Source organism: Azospirillum brasilense (genome assembly GCF_022023855.1).
In the GTDB taxonomy this organism is placed as follows: Bacteria; Pseudomonadota; Alphaproteobacteria; order Azospirillales; family Azospirillaceae; genus Azospirillum; species Azospirillum brasilense_F.
Genome location: NZ_CP059450.1, coordinates 1,859,334 through 1,880,252, shown reverse-complemented (window position 1 = coordinate 1,880,252; position 20,919 = coordinate 1,859,334). Strand labels below are relative to the sequence as shown.

Genomic DNA, 20,919 nt, shown 5'->3' with positions numbered 1-20,919 from the left:
CAGCCGTGGCAGCAAGAGCGTGGCAGTCTCCACAGACTGGCCGCTACCTCTTAAAAGCGGGTAAATAATGTTAATGCTTTATAAGCGTCAGCCTGCCCAAAACCCGAATTCCTGTGGTGGCATTGATCCTGCCGGCCAAATCCAGCTTGGCGCGTTGGCGACGCCGCACTTCAGCTTGACGGGACCGGATGGTTATGAATCACGATCATTTGCCCATGCCGCTCCTCGTTTGTCGCTCTCTAGTTGATTTTTTCTGGAGATAGGCAATTCATTTTGTAACGGTGTATTCGTAAAAACGGCTATTGATTACAAAATGCATCAGTATGAATCCAAAGATTGCGGTCATGCGTGCGATTGCCCGGTCACGGCATCGTCCACCGGAGCGGGAGGTTGACAGTCACGCGATCAAACGAGCCTATGGACCCAGCGTGGTCTGTCGGTCCGGCCACGGCCAGCCGGGGGGACGGGGATGGATCATGCGCAGGCCACGACCAGTCTGGAGGCCCTCCTCGCGGCCAATCCCCGTGACGGCGCCGCCTGGAGCATGCTCGGCCATCTTCTGCGCCGTACGGGAAAACTGGACGGCGCCATCGCCTGCCACCGGAGGGGCTTGGAGGTCGCGTCGGAGAACGCCAGCATCTGGAGCAATCTGGGCAATGCCCTGGTGGAGGCTGGCCGGTTCGACGAGGCTTTGGCCGCGCATGGCGAGGCGCTGCGGCTTGAACCGCATGCCCCGGCTTTCCTCTTCAACAGCGCCGTGGCCCTGCGCAAGGCGGGGCGCTTCAAGGACACGCTCGCGATGATCGGGCGGGCGGCGGCGGGTGGGACCGCCACGCCCGAGTTGCGGTGGGAACGGGCGCTCGCCCGGCTCCAGATCGGCGACTACGTCCACGGCTTTACGGATTACGAGGCGCGGCGCGGGCTCGCCGCTTACTATGGCCGGCCACCTTCGGAACGGGCCTGGAACGGTGGATCGTTGGACGGGCGCACCCTCTACCTGTTCACCGAGCAGGGATTCGGCGATGCCATCCTGGCGGCGCGCTACGTGCCGCTGGTCAGGGAGCGGGGCGGCCGGATCCTGTACGACTGCCATCCGGAGTTGCGCCGGGTGCTGTCGGGGCTGGGTGTCGACGCCGTCCTGCAACCGGGAGATCCGCCGCCGGCCTTCGACGTCGAGGCGTCGCAGATGAGCCTGCCGGGCCTGTTCGGCACCACGCTGGCCTCGGTCCCGCCGCCGGTGACCCTGACCGTTCCGGACTCGTCCCGCGTGAAGGCCGCCCATCGGCTCGGCGCACGGGAACCGGGCACGCTGCGCGTCGGGATCGTGTGGTCGGGGCGGGTGACCTTCGGCGACAACGGCCGGCGCGCCACCAGCCTCGCCCGGTTCCTGCGCTTCGCCGAGGTGCCGGGCGTGCGGCTGTACAGCCTTCAGAAAGGGCCGCCCGAGGCCGAACTCGCGGACAGCGGCGTCGCCGGCCACTTGGTGACGCCGCTCGGCCCCGACCTGGACGATTTCGCCGACACGGCGGCGATGCTGGAACAGCTCGACCTCGTCATCATGACCGACAGTTCCGTGGCGCATCTCGCCGGGTCCCTCGGCAAGCCGGTCTGGAACCTCGTGCAGCACGTCCCCTATTGGATCTACGGCTTTTCCGGTGATCGCACGCCGTGGTACCCGACGATGCGGCTGTTCCGCCAAGGCCCCGACCAGGATTGGGAGCCGGTGTTCGCCCAGGCGGTGGATGCCCTGCGCGAGGAGGTCCGCCGCCGCACCGGCCGGTGATACGGCCGGCGTCGGGCGCTCAGCATTCCGCCGCCGCGCTCCGATCACCCCCGAGCCAGAGCCTCCACATGTCGCGGTAGGCCGCCTCGACCGCTGCCGCGAAGCCGCGATGGTCGCTGAGCGCCGAGCGTTCCATCCGTTCCCTCATGCCGCGGCGCAGCGTGGTCAGGCGCCCGGTGTCGCCGGCCAATGCGACGGCAGCCTCGATATAGCCGGCCTCGTCCGCGGCGATGAACTCGGCCAGCCCACACTGGGTCAGCAGGCTGGCGCCCACCCGCGCGACGTGATGACGGCCGGCGAGCGTAACCACTGGCACCCCCATCCACAGCGCCTCGCAGGTGGTGGTGGTGCCGTTGTAAGGGAAGGGATCGAGGCCGATGTCGATCCGGTCGTAGGCCTGCAGGTGATGATCGATCACATCCATCGGGGGAAGCAGATCGACACGGCCGGGGTCAACGCCGTTGCCGGCGAATTGCCGGAGATAACGTTCCCGCGTCGGCGCGTCGCCGAAGGCGCGGCTCTTGAGGATCAGGCGGGCGGATGGCACATGGACCAGGATGGCCGACCAGACCCGCACCACCTCCGGCGTCACCTTGGCGGCGTTGTTGAAGGACCCGAAGGTCACGAACCCGTTGGCCAGCGCCGGCGGTTCGTCGCGCGCGGTGACGAAGCGCAACGGCTGGAAGGCGAGAAACCCCTTGGGCAGGCGGACCAGCCGCTCGGCGTGCCAGGCGTCGGTGAGGCCCGGCGGGGTCGGCGACCGCGTCGGTCAGGCGGTGGTCGATCGCCGGCATGCCGGTGGTGTCGGGATAGCCCAGCCAGGCGACCTGGATCGGGGCCGGCTTGCGGGCGAACAGCAATGGCCGGCTGTGCGCCGTGTGGCCGGCCAGATCGACCAGGATGTCGATGCGGTCGCGCTCGACCAGCGCGGCCGCGGCCGCGTCGTCCAGGGCGGTCAACGACCGCCAGCCGTCGGCCAGGCTCCTCATGCGTTCGGTGATCGCGTCGTGATGGTTCGAGGTGGCGTAGCAGAACACCTCGACCGCACCGCGGTCGTGCTCGCGCAGCAGGGGCTCGATGAAATGGGCGCAGGCGTGGGCGCGGAAGTCAGGCGAGACATAGCCCACCCGCAGCCGCCGGCCGGGGATCCGGTCATTTGAGAATTGCCGGTCCCGCGGCATCAGCGGCCGGGCGTGCCGCTCGTTCCAGTGCGTGTGGGCGCGGGTGATGACCTCGGGCGGCACCCAGGGCGTGTAATGCAGGGCAAACAGCAGGTTGGAATGGAGCAGGGCCAGATCGGGGTGGCGTTCAACCCCGCTTTGGAAGACCGCGATGGCCTCGGTGATCCGTCCTTGCTCCTTCAGCGCCTCGCCGAGGTTGACGACGGGTTGCGGCAGGTCGGGCTGCGCCTGCATCGCCATCCGGTAGCAGTCCACGGCGCGGCTCGATTCCCCGAGGTCGCGGTGGACGTCGCCCATGTTGCTGTGGGCCCCGCCCATGCCGGGCTTCAGCCGCACCGCCCGGCGGTAGGCGGCGATCGCCCGCTCGGGCTGCCGCTCCGTCTTCAGGAGGTTGCCGGCGTTGAACCAGGCGTCGGCGTAGTCCGGGCACAGGGACAGCGCCACCCGCACCGCCGCCAGCGCCTCCGCCGGCCGGTCGAGGTCGGCCAGCGCGCAGGAGAGATTGCTGCGGATCGGCGCATCGTCCGGCAGCGCCGCGACAGCCCGGCGGTAGCAGGCGACGGCCTCCTCCCACCGGCCCACGGTGCGCAGCAGGATGGCCAGATTGTTGTTGGCGTGGGCGTGTCCGGGATCGTCGCGCAGGATCTCCCGGTAAGCGGCCTCGGCGGCGGCGTGCCGGCCCGCCCGATGATGCTCCAGGGCGGCGGCGAAGCGTTGGAGCGCCATTCCGGCCGGGTCCGCCATCAGCGCAGGCCCGCGTCGTCGAGGATGGCGAGCAGCCGGTCCGCCGCGCGGCTCCAGGGGAAGCCCTGCACCAGATGGTCGCGGGCCGACGGGTGGCCGGTGCCGTCGCCGCGGATGATGGCGGTCAGGATGTCCGCCGCCGCGTCCTCGTCCGGGTCCCACCAGTCGAGCCCGTGGAACGGCGGGTAGGCCTGCTCGCTGTAGGGCAGGCGCGCGGGGCGTACAGCCGCCGGGATCAGGCGGGCCACCCGGTCGTCGAGATAATCCACATAGGCCGAATGGCGCGGCGCGATCAGGCTCAAGCCCATGGCACCCGCCTTGGAGAGGGGAAGGTCCCAGCCCTCGCCGTGCGACATGCTCCAGTAATGGTTGGCCGCCCGCATCAGCCCCGTCATGTCGGCGTCCGACAGGAGCTGGTTGATCAGCACCACCGGCGCCGCGTCGGCCATCCGCTTTCCGACGGCGGCCTCCGTCCGCCGGACCAGATCGCCGAGTTCCGCGCCGAACGCCGGGTTTCTTCCGTTGCCCAGCTTCAGGATGAGCACCGCGTCGTCGGCGGGCGCCGTGCCGCGCAGCCAGACCCGCAGCAGCCCGTCGATGTTCTTGCGGGGAATGAAATCCGAAACGTTGAGGAAACGGTGCCGGTAGCTGGAAACCCGACGCCCGCGCGTATCGATCAGTGTCGGCACGGGACCGTCGGCGGCGCTGTCCTCCGGGTCGACCCCCAAGGGGCAGACCCGCAGGCGTTCCTCCGGAAAGCCCTGCGCCGCCCAGGCCGCACGGGACGATTCACTGGGCACGACGATGAGGTCGCTGAGTTCGCTCTGGCGCCGCCATGCCGGCGGTATCCGGGTTCCCTCGAACATCGTGAAGGTCACCGTCGCCAGGCCGGGCACCCGCTCGACCGCCAGCGGGATGAGGAAGTTCACCATGGCCTTGGCGGGAGCCGGCGGGCCGAGATCCTCCTCCCAGGACTCCGGACCGAAGATCCCGATCGCCTGCAGTGGCACGGTCCGCCGGCGCAGCGTCCGGATAAAGCGCTGGCAGAAACGGCCGTAGCCCGTGGCGCTTGTGAAGGCCCCCCGGACCGCCAGCCCCGATCCGGACACGGGCGCCGCCGATCCGATGGCGCGGTAGCGCGCGCAGCGCGTCAGACCATTGGCCGCGTCTGAGGCGGCCGGGTCGAGCCGGAGCGCGCGGCCGAAAACCCCGGCGGCCTCGTCCACCCGACCGAGCCGCAGCAGCGTTTCGCCAAGCTGGACCTGGGCGACGGCGCCCTCGGGCGCGATGGCGACCGCCCGGCGCAAATCCCGGAACGCCGCCGCCATGTCACCGGCGAGCATCCGGATCAAGCCGAGATTGTGCCATTGCACGCTCGGGCCGGGATCGAGGCGCGCAGCGCGCAGCAGGAACCGGGCGGAAGCGTCCAGGTCCCCTGTTTCCTGCGACACCGTGCCCAACCGGCTGCAGACGGCCGCGGACTCCGGCTGCACCGCCGCCAGCGTGCGCAAGGCGCGCGCGGCGGCAGGCCACTCCCGGCGGTGTTGCAGGACGATGCAGAGGTTGGTCAGCGCGGCGGCGTGACCCGGAACGATACGAACCGCGTCGCACAGCGCCTCCCTGGCGGCGCCGTCCTGGCCGGTCGAGAACAGCGCGGCGCCGAGCAGGTTGAGCGCATCGAAACGCCCCGGTTCCACCGCAAGCACGGCCCGGCAGACGTCGATGGCCTCCGTCAGCCGCCCGGCGCCGTAAAGCCGGGACGCCGCTTCGATCCTGTCCGTCATGATACCCCCGCAGGGCGGCGGGCGACCGCGGCGGCAATCTCGGCGGCGATCCGGGCCATCACCCCGTCCCAATCGTTGCGGCGCGTCATGCGGAACAGCCGGGTCGCCGGATACCAGGGCGTGCGGTCGGGAAGGCGCATCCAGCGCCAGTCCCCCAGCCACGGCAAGGCGAGGAACACCGGACGCCCCATGGCACCGGCGATGTGGCCGACCACGGAATCGCAGGCGACGATCAGGTCCATGCCCTCGATGATCGCGGCGGTGTCGACAAACCCCTCATCCTCACCTTTTCCATCCCGGTCCGGCAGCGAGACGATTCCCAGCCGGTCGTCGGGCCGCTCCCATTGGCCGGGTTCGTCCGCCTTTTGCAGGCTGTACAGCCGCACCCCGGAAAGGTGCGACAAGCGCGCGAAGCGTTCCAGCGGAATCGAGCGGTCGGCCCCCGCGGCGCGCCACTGGATGCCCACCCGGAAGTCGCCCGGCCGCCCCGCCTCGGCGATCCGCCGGCGCCAGAATGCCGCCCGGTCCGGATCGGCCCGCAGGTATGGAACGCCGCCGGGGATCGTCTCCGCCGTCGTCCGGCAGCGATTGGGCAGGCTCATCAGGGGCAGGAGGCAGTCGGCCTCGGGGACCGGCTCGCCGCGCGCCACCAGCGCGTCGATGCCCGGAACGCCGGCGAGGAGGCGCTTGAGCGGCGGCTGGCACTCGAAGACCGTGCGGGCGCCCATGGCCTTGAGCACGGCCATGTAGCGGATGAACTGCACGGTATCGCCGAGCCCCTGCTCGAAATGGACCAGGATGGTCTTGCCGGTGAGCGGGCCGCCGTCCCACAGCGGTGTGCCGGGACGGTCGCGGCTCCATTGCCAGACGGCTTGGCGGGTGCGCCATTCGTACTCGGCCGTGCCCTCCGCGAAGTTTCCGGCGGTGAGCAGGCTGACGCCGAGATTCTTGTGATGCTCAGCGGAGCCCGGCTCAAGCCGGACGGCCTGCCGGTAGCTCACGGCGGCGTCCTCCGGCCGTCCTTGCGACAGGAAGGCCGCGCCCCGGTTGTTGTTGGCCGCCGCTGAAGCCGGGTCCAGCAGCAGGGCCAGCCGGTAGGCGGCTTCGGCCCGTTCGGGCTCGTCCACGGCCATCAGCGCGTTGCCGAGGCTGAACGCCGCGTCCGGGTAACCGGGCCGCAGCACCACCAGACGGAGAAGCGGCGCCACCGCCTCCCCGGGCAGACGGCGCTCGATGAGCAGCGACGCCCACTGGAACAGCGTGTCGGCGTCGTCCGGGCGCAGGCGGTGGGCGGCCCGCAGCGCCACCGCCGCACCGTCCCCACGCCCCAGGCCGCGCAGCACCAGCCCCAGGACGAACCAGGCCACCGGATGCTCCGGCCGGATCGCCGCCGCCATTCGGAAGGAGCACGCCGCTGCCGCCAGCGATTCGGCCTCGACATGACGCAGTCCGGAGCCGAAGCACCGGTCGAACGCTTCGCCCGCCCCGTCGAACGTCGCCTCGATCACCCACCCTCTCCATCCAATCGGTCGACCCGGCAAATGGGTTTGGAATTGCCGCGCCCGATGGTAACCCTTTTTCCGATGATTTCACGCTCCGCACGCCTCCATGATGGTCCGGGAGGGGCGGCGGCACCGAGGGGAAGCATGAGCACGGCCCGGCATTTCGCGTCCCCCGCCGAAGCGCTGGGCTACGCCTTGACGCTGCACCAGAACGGCCGGCACGCCGAGTGCGGCGCGGTGTGCCGCGCGATCCTGGCGGTGAAGCCGGACCATCATGGCGCGTCCTTCCTTCTGGGCGTCGCCGCCTTCACGCTCGGTCGGGTCGAGGAGTCGCAGCGCCACCTCGCCGTCACCATCGCGCTGAAGCCGGATCTGGCCGACGCCTGCTTCAACTTGGCGCTTCTGCTGCGCCGCCGGGGCCGTCTTGCCGAGGCGGCGGCGCTTCAGGCACGGGCGATCCGGCTAGCCCCCGGACAGGACGATGCCGGACAGGACGATACCGGGCAGGTCACCATTCTGGGCGGAATGCTCCGCGAGCTGGGCCGGGTCGCGTCGGCCCGCGCCGTTCTTCGTCGGGCGGTCGCGCAGGCCCCGGACGACGCCGAGGCGTGGCGCGAGTCCGGCCACGCGCTGCGCGATGCGGGCGAACCGGGCGCGGCGGCCGTTGCCTACGGGCGGGCGTACCGGCTCGACCCCGGCCGCACCGAATCCCTCGGCGACCGGCTCCATGCCGCCCTCTCGCACTGCGACTGGAGCGGGTACGACGCTCTGTGCCGGGAGGTCCTGGCGGTCATCGACAGCGGCCGGGGCATCGCCCTCCCGCTGCTCACCCTGCTGATCGAGACCAGCCCAGCGCAGCAGGACCGCGCCGCCCGCCATTTCCACCGCGCGGTGGGGCAGCCGGCGGCTGTCCCGCAAGCCGCCGCGGCGGTCCCTGTGGCGCCCCCCCTCGGCTCCGATGGCCGGCTCACCGTCGCCTACCTCTCCGCCGACTTCCACGAGCACGCCACCGCCTATCTGGCGGCCGAGCTGTTCGAGCTGCACGACCGCGACCGCTTCCGCGTCGTCGCCTGTTCCTACGGTCCCGACGATGGCAGCCCGACGCGCCGCCGCCTGGAGGTCGCCTTCGACGCCTTCCACGACATCCGCGGCTGCGATGCGGAGCAGGTGCAGGCCCTGCTCGCGGCCGAGGGTGTCCACATCCTGGTGGACCTCAAGGGCTACACGCGGCACGTCCGCTTCGACCTCCTGGCGCGCCGGCTGGCGCCGGTCCAGGTCGCCTATCTCGGCTATCCCGGGACGATGGGCAGCGATGCCTTCGACTATGTCATCGGCGACCGCTTCGTCACGCCGCCGGACCATCAGCCCCATTACCGGGAGCGGCTGGTCATCATGCCGGACTCCTATCAGGTCAACGACCGGCGCCGGCCATTGGACGCGCCCGTGCCAGACCGCGCCGCCTGCGGCCTGCCGCCGGACGGTTTCGTCTTCTGCGCGTTCAATGCGCCGTTCAAGATCACCCCGTCGCTGTTCGGGCTGTGGATGCGCGTGCTGGCGCGGGTGCCGGGGAGCGTGCTGTGGCTACAGCACCCCGGCCGGGACGGTGCGGACAACCTGCGGCGCGAGGCAGCGCGGCGCGGGGTCGATCCCGACCGTCTGGTCTTCGCCCCCCACTGGCCGCAAGCCGCGCACCTCGCCCGCTACCGTTTGGCCGACCTGTTTCTCGACAGCTTTCCCTACACCGGCCACACCACCGTTTCGGACGCCTTGTGGATGGGCCTGCCGGCGGTGACGCGGATCGGCGACACCTTCGCGTCGCGCGTCGCCGCCGGCCTGCTGAACGCCGCCGGCCTGCCCGAGACGGTCACCACCAGCTTCGACGGCTACGAGGCGCTGGCGGTGCAGCTGGCCGGCGATCCGGCGACGCTTGCCGGCTATCGCCGCCGCCTCGCCGCCGCGCGGACGATGGCCCCGCTGTTCGACAGCCCCCGCTTCACCCGTCACCTGGAGCGCGCCTACGGGACGATGTGGGACCGCCACACCGCTGGCCTGCCGCCCGCGTCCTTCACGGTGCCTCCCCTGTAGCCACCAGCCGTTCCAGAGACGCCCGCACGTCGGCGACGACGGACGCCCAGTCGCCCGGCGCCGCCTGCCGGAACAGGCGCATGGTCGGGTACCAGGGGGAGGTGTCGCCGCGCTCCAGCCAGCGCCAGTCGGCGAATTCCGGCAGCAGCGTCCAGACCGGCCGGCCGAGCGCCCCGGCGAGATGGGCCGGCGCCGTGCAGGAGCTGATGACAAGGTCGAGGTTTTCTATGATCGCCGCGGTGTCGGCGAAGTCGGTGATCTCCGCGCCGAGGTCGGTGAAGGACGGCGGAAGCGGCCCGCAGCGCTCCAGATCCTGCCGCCCGACCCCCATTTGCAAGCCGAAGACTGCGACGCCCGGAATGTCGAGCAGTGGCCGCAGGGCGGCCAGCCCCGGCGAGCGTCGGCGGTCGTCCTTGAACTCGGGGTTGCCGGCCCAGACCAGCCCGACCCGCAGCCCCGTCCGCGGACTAGCGGGCGGCGGACCCAGGCGCATCGCCCAGGCCGCCGCCAGCGCCGGTTCGGCGTGCAGGTAGGGGACCTCGGCCGGAACGGTCGCCAGCGTGGTGCCGAACCGGTGCGGCAGGCTCAGCAGCGCGGCGTGGGCGTCGTGCGGCGGTGTTGCTGCGGACCGGCCGACCACCCCGTCCACGCCGGGGAGCGTGGCGAACAAGCGGACGAGAAGGTCGTTGCATTCGACGACCACGCGGGCGCCCCGGCGGCGCAGCAGGGGCGCGTAGCGGACGAACTGGATGCCGTCGCCGAGCCCCTGCTCGTCGTGCAGCAGGATCGTCAGGCCGTCCGGATTTCCACCCTCCCACACCGGGGTTGGCAGGCCGCGCGGCGTGACCTGACGGTCGGCCAGACGGGTGCGCCATTCGTATTCCCGGAACCCCGCCTCCAGCTCGCCGCGGAGCAGCAGACAGGTGCCCAGCAGGGTGTGCGCCTCGGCGTGGTTGGGATCGCGGTCAAGGATGCGGCAGCATTGGGCCTCCGCGTCCGCAATGCGCCGCAGCTTGCTGAACACCAGCCCGAGATTCAGCCGGGCCGAGATGAAGTCCGGGTCGATCGTCACCGCCCAATGCAGCACGCGGGCCGCCTCCTCGTCCCCACCGGGCCGCAGGGAAAGGGCAAGCCCCAGGTTGCTGAGCACGCCGGGTTCGGCGGGGGCCAGCGCCAGCGCCCGCCGTCCGGCCCCGACCGCCTCGTCGTGGCGGCCCAGACTCTTCAGCGCGATGCCCAGGTTGGCGCGGGCGCGATGGTCGTCGGGGGCGAGGCGCACCAGTTCCCGCAGCACGCCCTCCGCCTCGCCGTAGCGTTGGCGCATCAGGAGCGTGTGGGCAAGATGGAAGCGGTGGAAGGTGCCGAAGGGATCGAGGACGACGCAGCGGCGCAGCGGTCCGTCCGCCTCCTCCGGCGCGTTGCGGCCAAGCCGCTCCATCGCCAGGGCATGGAAGGCGTCGATACGGGCAGGGTCGAGGACCAGGGCACGACGATGCTCCGACCCGGAGTCCGCAATCGGCTCCTTCGGGACTGGCGGGCCGGCGTGCGGCGAGATCCAGCCGAGCGCGCGGAAATGCTCGATCCGCTCGCGGATCAGCCGGGGGAAGCCGGCGTCGATGGGGACGGGCGCCAGGGACGTCCACATGCCGGGAACGGCGCCGCCGTCGAAGCGCCCGGTGGCGTAGAAGCGGTCCAGCCGCTCCCGGTTCGCCGCCGGGTCCTGATCGAAGGCCGCGATCATCTCGCGGTGGGCGAAGGCCTGCAGCTTGGCGCGGAAGCGCTCGGTCCCGCCCATCCAGGTGAAGTGCCAGCCGGCGTCCGGGACGACCCGCCCATGCCCCAGCTTGGTCAGGTAGCGGGCGCGGTTGGCGCCGATCCGGCGGATCAGCTCCCACGGGGCAGCGGCCACCGAAACCCAAGGGTCGGGCGATTTGAGGTCGAGGAAATAGAGGAAGATGTCGAGGTGCGGCGCGAACAGCGAACGGCCGTCGTCCGGTTCCCGGCGCAGCCGCTCCATCACCCAGGGGCGGAGGATTTCGTCGGCGTCCGAGACGACGATCATGTCCGTCGGGTCGCAGCCGTCGAGGCCGCGGGTGATCGCGTCGCGCTGGTGGGCCTCGCGCTGCCACGCGAAGCCGCCGGGATCGTCGTCGACGACGACGTGGATGATCTTGTCGGCGTAGGCCGCGAAGCGCGCGCGGTTCTCCGCGTAATGGAGGGGCTTGGGATCGCCGGCGTGGGTGAAGGTCGCCTCGACCAGGACGAAGCGGTCGACCACCGCGTCCAGCTCGGCCAGCCGCACCTCCAGGAGGTCCAGCTCGTTGTGGAACTGGAAGCAATCGTAGATCCGGCGCCCGCCGGGTGGCGGGGCCGCGGGCGACGGCGTGTCCGTCAGCGTCGTGACGTAGGCGAACCAGGCGTCGAACCCGCGCAGCGTCGTCCAGACGGCCGACCGGTTCTCCTCCGTGTTGTGGTCGAGCCGCAGCGAACGCTCGATCAGCGCGATCAGCGCCCGTGCCTCCGCCCGCCAAGCCTGCTCGTCTTTGGCCGGGGGGCGGGCGTTCAGGTGGGCGCCCAGCGCGTCCAGCAGGCGCTGCTGCGCGTCGGCCAGAGTGGTGGTGACGGCCGACGTTGCCATGTCCGCGGCGGCCTTCCGGTCGCCTCTCAGCTCGTCGAACCACGCCAGCCAGTCCCCGGCCCGTCCGGCCCAGCTCATTTCGGTGGTGACGTGATCGACCTGTTCGCGAAGCCGGCGGCCGGTGGTCGCGCCATCGTCGCGCCACTGCAGCAGGGCCGTCCGGGCGGCCTCGGCGAAGCGAACGGCGTGCTCCGCCGGGTCCTCGGGGACCGGCATCAGCCGGGCGAAGCCGGCGGTGGTTTCGGGCAACGCCCCCAGCGCGCTGGACACGACGAGGCAGCCGGCGGCCAGCGCCTCCATGACGGCGATGCAGGAGGTCTCGGCGAAGCGGTTCGGGTAGGCGAGGCCGGTCGCGCCGCGCAACGCCGCGGCCAGGGCGTCCTGGGAAACGGCCCCCACATAGTCCACCCCCTCGGTGTTGCGGCAGCGCCGGTAGAGGGCGCCGTAGGGGTCGCGGTCGGCGGGGACCTGATAGCCTTCCAGGCTGGAGAACACCCGGACGGTGGTTCCGGGAATCGCCGCCCGCAGACGGGGAACGCTGTCGAGCAGCACGTCGAGGCCGCGGAAGGGGGTGCTGGTGTAGGCGAGGACCGGCGGCCAGGGCTTCGCCGCCCTGATGTCGGCCCCCGGCGGGAACAGGCCGGAAAAGGCCGGCGCGATGCCGTTGCGCAGGATCCGGCAGAGCCGACGGTCGAGGCCGAAGGCCGTGAGATAGCCGTCCATCTGCCAGCGGCTGACGAAGGCGTAGCCGTCCCAGCAGGCGCGCGCCTCCGGCTCCGCGACGCATTGCGCGGCGGCTTGGTCGATGGCGTGCTGCATCCACAGGATCAGCTTCTGCCCGCCGTCCAGCGCCGCGCGCAGACGGGTCAGCGCGTCCGTCGGGCAGCCGTTGAGCAGCACCACGACGTCGAAGGCGCGCATACCCTCCCAGGACACCGCTCCGGCGGGAAGGCAGCGCACCCCGCGCACCAAGCCGGGCGTCCGGGTGCCGTTGACCAGCGTGACCTCAAGCCCGGCGGCGGCCAGCGCCTCCGCGAGGTAGCACAGGGCCGATTGCGAACCGCCGAGCGGGTGCAGGCGTGGCGTGTCCGGCGTGTAGTCCCCACCCGCCGGGTCGAGAAAGGCGATCTTGACGGTCATGCTGGCTCGGGCTGGCTGGCTGGCGCTGAACAGCGGCTCACGCTGTGGATCGGCGCCCGCGTTCTGCTATCCTACCATCCAAGGCCATGGGCAAAAAGGATGTGCGGCGCGTGACGGAGTTGGCGGCGGAGGGCGTCGGGAAGCCGTGCGCGGAACAGAATCTGGCACTGACGTGGCAGCTTTCGGAGATCCACGGCTGGGGTCTGGTCGGTGTCCACACGGCGCTGCACCTGATCGACCGGGGGCGGCCGCCGCTCCTGCTGGAAAAGCCGCTTCTGTCCACCCTGCGGCCGGAGAACCGGGAAAAGCTGGAAGCCCTGCTGGACGCCCACCAGCAGATCACCGCCATCGCCGAGCGGTCGGGCAACCGGATGCTCGGCCTCAACGACTGCACCGTCCTGCACGCGCTCGGCAACGGCTTCGTCGCGGGGCCGCTTTCCGCCCGGTTCCGCGGCAGCCGCAACGTCGGGGTCATCGCCTTCGAGGACACCCTGTTCGACGAAGACACGCTGCGCCGCGCGCGGAGCTACGACCGGATCGTGGTCCATTCCACGTACAACCGGGCGCTGCTCGCCGAACAGGGCATCACCGACGTCGGCTATGCCTTCCAGGGCGTGGACCCGGACGAGCTTCCGCCGGTCCCGCCGGCCCGGCGCTTCGGCGACCGCTTCGTCGTCTTCTCGGGCGGGAAGGTGGAGTTCCGCAAGGGGCAGGACATCGTGCTCGCCGCCTTCCGGCGGTTCCATGAGCGCCATCCCGACGCGCTGCTGGTCACCGCGTGGCACAACCCCTGGCCGCACACCTCCGCCGACATCGCGGAGTCCCCCCTGGTACCCTCCGCCCCCGCCGTTGGCGACAACGGCAAGCTGCGCATCGTGGAATGGGCGATGGACTGCGGCGTGCCGCCGGAGGGCTTCGTCGACATGGGCTTCCTCGGGCGCGGCCAGATCGCCGCGATCCTGGCGGACTGCCACGCCGCCCTCTTTCCCAACCGCTGCGAAGGGGCGACCAACCTCGTCGCCATGGAGGCGATGGCCTGCGGCGTGCCGGTCATCCTGTCGGCCAACACCGGCCATCTCGACCTGATCCGCGATGGCAACTGCCTGCCGCTGTCGCGGCAGGACCCGGTGCCCGACCCCGAATCAGGTCAAGGTGGCCGGCGCCGCGGTTGGGGGGAGTCGTCCGTCGAGGAGGCTGTCGCCCATCTTGAAACCCTCTACACCGACCGCGCCGCCGCCCGCGCCCGCGCCGACACGGCGCGGGCCTTCCTGCGCGGCGAGCGGACGTGGCGCGCCTTCGCCGAAACCTTCGTGGCGGCGGTGGCCTAGGGATGGCACGGGATGCCAAGGCCCCCGAAGGCGCCCCGGTCCATCGGTGGGCGCTGGCGAACGATCCGGCCGATGCGGTGGCGTGGCAGCACGCGGCGCATGCCGCCCGCGCGGCGGGCGACGGCCTGCGGGCGATCGCGCTGTACGTCCGGGCCGCCCGCCTGCACGGTGACCTCGAGGCGCTCGCCCGACAGATCGGGGAGCCCCTGAGCATTGCCGCCGGCCAAGCCCTGGCGCGCGTGCAGGACGGGGCGGCCGACGAAGCGGCAACGCTGCTGGAGCCCTTCGCTCGCCTCGTCCCGCCACAGGGCAGCCTTGCCCGCGCGCTGGGCATCTTGCGGCTGGTCCAGGGGCGCGACGCGGAGGCCGAGCGGCTGCACGCGGCCGCGGGCTCCGGGGATTGCGGGCTGGGTGTCGCCCTGCGGGGGATCGCGCGCCACACGTCCGACACCGACTTTGTCGGCACCGTGGTGATCCCCGCGCACCGGATGGAGGACACCATCGAGCGGGCGCTCGACAGCGTCGCGGCGGCGGCCCGCGTTTACCGCGAGATGGTACGGGACCCACGGGCGCAGATCCATGTCTGCGTCGTCGATGACGCCTCCCCCGATGGGACGGCGTCGCGGGTCCTCCGCTGGGCGCGGGCTCATCCGGAGCAGAGCGTCGCGCTGATCGCGAACAACCGCAACCAGGGGGCGGGGCGGTCGCGCAACATCGGCGCCGCCGCGGGGCTTGGCCGGTACATCTGGTTCCTCGACGCCGACGATTACTTCTTCGAGCGGCATGTCGTGTTGACGGCGACGGTGCTGGACCGCACCCCCGACGCCGGGTTCGTGCGCACCGGGATGCAGTTCGACAGCATCGATCACGAGATCACCCCCGCGTGGCGCGAGGCATCGGAGCTGAGCTATCCCTGCAACCTCTGCGTCCGGCGCGTCTGCCACGACCTGATCGGCGGCTTTCCGGAGGAGGCGCCGTTCCACCCGGCCGTTGGCGACGACGTGGCCTATGGCCGGGCGCTCCACAGCCTGTTCGGCGGAGTCCGCATCGCGGAGAAGACGGTCCATTACACGATGCGGGCGGACAACGCCCTGGCGCGGCAGCGCCAGACGATGACCAGCGGCGCCAAGCCGACGGAGCAGGTCACGTCCGACCCCCGCTACGTCGCGATCGAGATACTCACCCAGCGCCGCATCCACGCGCTCAACGTCAGGAAAGCCGCGCTTCTGCGCGACGGCGGCTGGACCGGACCGCCGTTCCTCACGGCCAAGGGGGAAACCGGGGGGCCGTCTCCGACCCCGGCGGCAGACCTTTCGGAAAGCCGGGACGCCCCGCGCGCCATCGACCTCCTCGCGGTGGCTAAGGAGGCCATCCAGGCCGGGCAGCTCGACCGCGCTGTCGCCGCGCTGACCCGCGTCGCCGCCGAGGACCCCGGCCGCACCGAAGCCTGGTTCGAGTTGGGGTTGCTCGCGCACCGGCTTCGGCTCGACCGGCTTGCGCTGACGGCCTTCCGGGCGGTGGCGTGCCTTCACCCCGGCGCGGCCGCCGCGTGGTGCAATCTCGGCTCCATGCTGGTCGACGCCGACGCCCATGCCCAGGCCGTCCCCCGGCTGCGCCGCGCCCTGGCGCTCCAGCCGGGCCTCACCAACGCCCAGCACCTGCTGGGCCGCGCGAACCGGCGGCTCGGGCAGGACAGGCAGGGGGCGCGGGAGCTGGAGCGCGCGCTCCGGCTGGACCCGACGCGGCCCGATCTCAACGCGGACTATTCGGAGACCGCCCTGGCCCTTGGCGACGCGCCGGGCGCAGCGGAGCATGCCCGGCGGGCGCTGCGGCTCAGCCCGGAGCTGTATGGCGGCCACGCGGCGCTGGCCGGAGCCCTGGAAGCGCTCGGCCGCCCGGACGCGGCGATGGCGGCCTGGGAGCGGGCGATCCGCTGCAACCCCGGGTTCGGCGGGGCCTTCACCCGCCGCGCGTTGTCCCTCTTGGCTCGTCGCTGGGGACCGCCGCCGTCACCGGCGGCGGCGGGCGGGCCGGGGCGCCGCCTCGCCTCGACCGCCCTCGGGCGCAACGGACGCTTCGGCAACCAGCTCCTCCAGTACGGCATCCTGCGCCTCTACGCCGCCCGGCACGGCCTCACCCTGGAGGTTCCCCCCTGGCTCGGCCGCCACCTGTACGACCACGACGACCCCCTGCCCGGTCCGGCGCTGCCGCGCGTGGCAGAGGCGGAGGGGGAGGTCGCCGTGACGGCCTCCTTTCTCGGTGGGCGGGCGGCCGTGCTGGCGGAACCGGAGTTGGCGGACCGCGACGTGTCCGGCTATTTCTGCGGCGACATCACGCCCCTGGCGCCGTTCAGGGAGGAGTTCCGCGCTCTGTTCACGCCGGGTCGCCACCTCCAGCCCCACGCGGATGCGCTGCTCGGCCGCCTGCGCGACGCCGGGCGGACCATCGTCGCGCTGCACCTTCGGCGTGGGGATTTCGGCTGGGGGCGGTTCTGGATCGCCCCGGTATCCTGGTACCTGGATTGGCTGGAGACCGTCTGGCCGACGCTCGACCGGCCGGTTCTGTTCATCGCGACCGACGATCCCGCTCTGCTGCGGGAATTCGCCGCCTACCGCCCCGTCACGGCCCGCGATCTCGCCGAGCCGATCGCGGGCGCGGAGTTCTTCACCGACTTCCACGTCCTCTGCCACGCCGACCGGGTCGCCATTTCCAACAGCTCCTTCTCCTTCGTCGCCACCATGCTGAACCGCTACGCCGGCGGGTTCCATCGGCCGGACCCGACGCGCGCCGGGCCCTGGTTTCCTACGATCCCTGGGCATCCCCGGTCCTGATCTGATCGACGTTTCGAAAGCACACACGCATGGCCTTCCCCAGCAAAGCCACCCTGGATCGACCCGACCCCCGCGGCGCTCGTCGCGGCGGGTCTTGCCCATCACGGGGCCGGCCGGCTGGCCGAAGCGGAGAGCGCGTACCGGCGGGTTCTCGCCGATCATTCCCGTCACCCCGACGCCCTGCACCTTCTGGGCGCACTGGCGCTGCAGTGCGGCAAGCCGGCGGAGGCCGTGGAGTGGATGAGGCAGGCCATCCGCTCCGCCCCCGACAACGCAGCCTGCTTCTCCAACCTTGCCAGCGCGCTGCGGCGGCTCGGCCGGCGCGACGAGGCCGTGGCCTGCTGCCGGCGCGCCCTGGCGCTGGACGCCGGTTCCGCCGACGCCCTCAACAACGTCGCGAACGTGCTGTCGGACCAGGGCCGGCACGGCGACGCCGCGACCGCGCTGCGCCGGCTGCTGCACCTCAAGCCGCGGCTGACCGACCAGCGGCTGCTGCTCGCACAGGCGCTCATCCTGGACGGCCACGCCGAGGCGGCGATCGAGGAGTTGATGGTCCTCCTCGGCATGGCGCCGTCGTCGGTCGCCGCCTACGCCAACCTGGGCATGGCCTACCGCCGTCTCGGCCGGGCCGAAGAGGCGGTCCGCTACTACCGCTGCGCGCTGGGCTTCGCGCCGGGCGATCCCGGCGTGCTCAACAACCTGGGCGTCACGCTTCAGGATCTCGGGCGGCTCGACGAGGCGGTGGCCTGCTTCCGGCAATCCATCGCGATGCAGCCGGACGCCGCGCACACCCACCTCAACCTCGGGCTGGCGGCCCGCGACCTGATGCGGATCGACGAGATGATCGCCCTGACGCGTGCCGCGGTCCGGCTCGACCCCTCCCTGGCGGAGGCGCACACCGCGCTGAGTTTCGGGCTGCTGATCAAGGGCGAGCTGGAGGAGGGTTTCGCCGAGTATGAATGGCGGACGCGCATGTCGGACTTCCCGTCCCCCCGACGCAGCTTCGCCTCACCCCCCTGGGACGGCTCCGACCTCACCGGACGGACCCTTCTGGTCCATGACGAGCAGGGGGTGGGCGACACCATCATGTTCGCCCGTTTCGCCCAGCAGCTTCAGGGGCGGGGTGTGCGCGTCGTCATGGAGTGCAACAGCCAGCTCGTTCGCCTGCTCTCCGCCATGCCGGGCGTCGAGGGTGTGGTCAGCCGGTTCGATCCGCCGCCGCCGCACGCAGCGCACGCCGCCCTGGCCAGCCTGCCGCACCGGCTCGGTACCATGCTCTACACGATCCCCGCCGACACCCCTTATCTGCGCGCCGAGCCGGAGCTGGTGACACGCTGGGCGACGCGCCTGGGGCCACCGCCCGGTCAGCGGACGGGGCTGCGGGTGGGTCTGGTCTGGGCGGGAAACCCGGGATTCAAGGCCGACCGCATCCGTTCGCCGCGCCTGAGGGCGTTTCTTCCGCTGCTGGACGTTCCGGGCGTGACGGTTTTCGGCCTGCAGAAGGGAGCGGGACGGGAGGACCTGGAGACCTGCGGGCCTCTGCCATCGTCCTTCACCGACCTCGGTGCCGAGATCGCCGACTTCGCCGACACCGCGGCGATCATGGAGAATCTCGACCTCGTCATCAGTTCCTGCACGGCGCCGGCCCATCTGGCCGGGGCGCTCGGCCGTCCGGTCTGGACGGTGCTGCCCTTTGCCCCCGACTGGCGCTGGCTGGACCAGGGGATGTGCACGCCCTGGTACCCGACCATGCGCCTGTTCCGCCAGGACCGGCGCGGCGAGTGGGCGCCCGTCGTCGGCCGTGTCCGCGCCGCTCTCCAGGCCCTCGCGCGGTCCCGCCCGTAACCCATAGCGCAGGGCGTCAGGGCGTCAATCTCAGGGCGTCCAGGGTTCGAAAGGCCGGATGCGGCGGGCGGCGACGTCCGGCTCGACGAACAGGCGGGCGCGGGTGTTGAGGCGGGCCGCCAGCGCGCTGAAGCCGCTGGCGGCGCTGGTGCCGACCACGTCGGCGTTCATCAGCACGTGGAAGTCCTGAAGGAAGTCCAACCCCGCCCACTCCTCCACGACGTCGGCCCGGGCCAGGGGATGGAACTCCGCGAAGGCGTGCCGGATCGCCGCGACGTCGTCGCTGGCCACATAGAGCACCGGCCGGTCGAGACGCGGCCACCAGTCGCGTAGCCAGTCGACGTACCAAGCAGTCTCAGTGATCGGGTAGTTGGCCGTCACGAAGTCGCCGCGCCGGATGTGGAGCGCGACCACCGTGTTTCCCGCCGCCCGCAACCGCTCGACCGCCGGGGCGAGGTGCGGCTCCCAGACCCGGCGCGGCCTCAGCCAGGACTGGACCCGCTGCCGGTATTCCCGCTTGTGCTCGAACAGGAACAGGGGCGAAAGGATGTCGCGGTCGGCGATCGGCGCACGCTCCGCGGTGCCGGCCACCAGTTCGTTGAGGGTGCGGCGGGCGAACAGCAGCGGCGGCAGCGGACCGCTCTGCGGCGGATCGTTCAACTCGAAGAAGGCGCCGCCCACCCAGTCGGGAGTCTCCAGCACGAAGCCGTGCTTCTCGGCGTAGAGCCGGACCAGGATGTATTCCAGGACGGTGTGGGCGAAGCGGCCGCGGGTGGCCAGGGACGAGGAGGTCACGCGCGGCGGCCGGTGCCCGCCGTCCGACCCCACGGCGGCGGGTCGGACCAGCTGAAGCCCCTGATCGGCCAGGGTCGCGCGCAAGGCGGCGAGCGACTTCACGGTGAAGAACCAGCCGTTGTCCCCACGGACCGCCGCCAGCCGGTCGCGGGCGGTCCGTGGGGCGCCGTCCCGCAGATCGAGCGCGGCGAGCGCGGTCAGGCATTCCCCCCGATAGACCACTCCGCAGAGCGGCGTCGAGGCCAGCCGGATGAAGAACGCCCGCCCTTCGGTCCGCCGGTCGCCTCGCAGGAAGAGGTTGGTCAGCAACTCGATGCTGAGGGAGACATCGACGCCGGGGATGGGCAGGCTTTCGATCAGTTCGCCTTCGGCCTCGGCCAAGCGGCCCAGATCGCTCAGCACCGTCGCCACCCGCAGATGGGCGAGGGCAAGCCCCAGCCGCGCCGACCGCCGGTAGGCGCGCAGAGCCCGCAGGGGATCGCCATGGGCGCACAGGGCGTTGCCGAAATTGTACCAGCATTCCGGACCGGCCGGGCTGAGAGCCAGCGCGCGCTGCAGGCCGGCCTGGGCCGCGGCATCATCGCCGCGTTCGAGCAGGGTGTTGCCCAGGTTCATGTGGGCGGGCGCCAGATCGGCCTTGACCGCGATGGCGCGGACTAGGCTGTCCACCGCCTCGTCGATTTGGCCGGTGCGACGGAGAACCACCCCCAGATCGTGATGAATCTCGGCCAGACCGGGGTCGAGGCGGGTGGCACGGCGCAGCGCTTGAACGGCTTGCGGCGTCCCGGCATCGCCGTGGGCCTGGAAGGCGTCGCCGAGGTTGCGCCATGCCTGCGGATGGCCCGGATCGAAAAGGGTCAGCCGCCGCCAGTCGGCGGTGGCCTCCGCGGAGCGGCCGGCCTTGTCCAGGATGATGGCCCGGTTGATGCGCGCCTCGATCCAGCCGGGACTGAGCCGAAGCGCGCGCCCGATCAGAATCAGGCATGGCGCCGGCTGGCCGCTCTGCCAAACGGCCATCCCGAGCAGATACAAGGCGTTGGGATTCGCCGGGTCGGCTTTCAGGACCCGGCGATAGAGAACGGCCGCCTCGGAAACGCGGCCGGCGCGATGCTCGTCGAAGGCGATGGCCAGGACTTCACCGATCGTGGCCATCACCCCGTCTCCCTCGACCTTCGAAGCGCGACCCGGATTTCAGACGCGTGTCCGGGCGGCCGAAGGTAGCCCAGCGACGGCCGCCCGATCAACTCGGAGCGGGCCGGATCG

The 20,919-nt window shown here is 71.5% G+C and carries 10 protein-coding genes and 1 pseudogene; 5 read left to right on the top strand and 6 right to left on the bottom strand.

Annotation, left to right across the window (positions count from 1 at the left end):
* Window positions 1–469: 469 nt before the first annotated feature.
* A complete protein-coding gene (locus H1Q64_RS21955; RefSeq protein WP_237905597.1) occupies window positions 470–1,783 on the top strand; it encodes a tetratricopeptide repeat protein in 1,314 nt (437 codons plus the stop codon).
* 19 nt (window positions 1,784–1,802) lie between these two features.
* Here the strand turns inward: H1Q64_RS21955 and H1Q64_RS21950 are convergent, their stop codons facing one another.
* The 4 genes and pseudogenes from H1Q64_RS21950 to H1Q64_RS21935 all read right to left on the bottom strand — a co-directional run bounded on the left by H1Q64_RS21950 (window position 1,803) and on the right by H1Q64_RS21935 (window position 7,000).
* Window positions 1,803–2,408 carry a hypothetical protein gene (locus H1Q64_RS21950; RefSeq protein WP_237905596.1) on the bottom strand — a complete coding sequence of 202 codons (606 nt, stop codon included), beginning with the start codon at window positions 2,406–2,408 and terminating at the stop codon, window positions 1,803–1,805.
* Between the two features lie 181 nt (window positions 2,409–2,589).
* Window positions 2,590–3,690: pseudogene (locus H1Q64_RS21945) on the bottom strand (tetratricopeptide repeat protein); the annotation flags it as partial.
* Window positions 3,691–3,707: 17 nt separating this feature from the next.
* Window positions 3,708–5,492: a glycosyltransferase gene (locus H1Q64_RS21940; RefSeq protein WP_237905595.1), complete on the bottom strand. Its 1,785-nt coding sequence runs from the start codon at window positions 5,490–5,492 to the stop codon at window positions 3,708–3,710.
* A complete protein-coding gene (locus H1Q64_RS21935) occupies window positions 5,489–7,000 on the bottom strand; it encodes a tetratricopeptide repeat protein (protein ID WP_237905594.1) in 1,512 nt (503 codons plus the stop codon). The genes H1Q64_RS21940 and H1Q64_RS21935 overlap by 4 nt, the downstream gene beginning before the upstream one ends.
* Before the next feature lie 138 nt (window positions 7,001–7,138).
* On the opposite strand from H1Q64_RS21935, the gene H1Q64_RS21930 reads away from it, so the two are divergent.
* Window positions 7,139–9,079, top strand: a complete 1,941-nt coding sequence (locus H1Q64_RS21930) for a tetratricopeptide repeat protein (RefSeq protein WP_237905593.1) — start codon at window positions 7,139–7,141, stop codon at window positions 9,077–9,079.
* Here the strand turns inward: H1Q64_RS21930 and H1Q64_RS21925 are convergent.
* Window positions 9,060–12,857, bottom strand: a complete 3,798-nt coding sequence (locus H1Q64_RS21925) for a tetratricopeptide repeat protein (RefSeq protein ID WP_237905592.1) — start codon at window positions 12,855–12,857, stop codon at window positions 9,060–9,062. The two genes, H1Q64_RS21930 and H1Q64_RS21925, sit on opposite strands and share 20 nt — an antisense overlap.
* A 110-nt stretch (window positions 12,858–12,967) precedes the next feature.
* On the opposite strand from H1Q64_RS21925, the gene H1Q64_RS21920 reads away from it, so the two are divergent.
* From H1Q64_RS21920 to H1Q64_RS21910, 3 genes are read left to right on the top strand one after another with little or no spacing between them, the layout of a single operon-like run.
* A complete protein-coding gene (locus tag H1Q64_RS21920) occupies window positions 12,968–14,185 on the top strand; it encodes a glycosyltransferase family 4 protein (protein WP_237905591.1) in 1,218 nt (405 codons plus the stop codon).
* Window positions 14,186–14,187: 2 nt separating this feature from the next.
* Window positions 14,188–17,016, top strand: a complete 2,829-nt coding sequence (locus H1Q64_RS21915) for a glycosyltransferase (RefSeq protein WP_237905590.1) — start codon at window positions 14,188–14,190, stop codon at window positions 17,014–17,016.
* 57 nt (window positions 17,017–17,073) lie between these two features.
* The gene (locus H1Q64_RS21910; RefSeq protein WP_269145400.1) at window positions 17,074–18,861 is read left to right on the top strand and encodes a tetratricopeptide repeat-containing glycosyltransferase family protein; all 1,788 of its coding nucleotides are present in this window, start codon (window positions 17,074–17,076) and stop codon (window positions 18,859–18,861) included.
* A gap of 30 nt (window positions 18,862–18,891) precedes the next feature.
* Here the strand turns inward: H1Q64_RS21910 and H1Q64_RS21905 are convergent, their stop codons facing one another.
* Complete coding sequence (locus tag H1Q64_RS21905; RefSeq protein WP_237905588.1) at window positions 18,892–20,808, bottom strand: tetratricopeptide repeat protein; 1,917 nt, start codon at window positions 20,806–20,808, stop codon at window positions 18,892–18,894.
* Window positions 20,809–20,919: the final 111 nt, after the last annotated feature.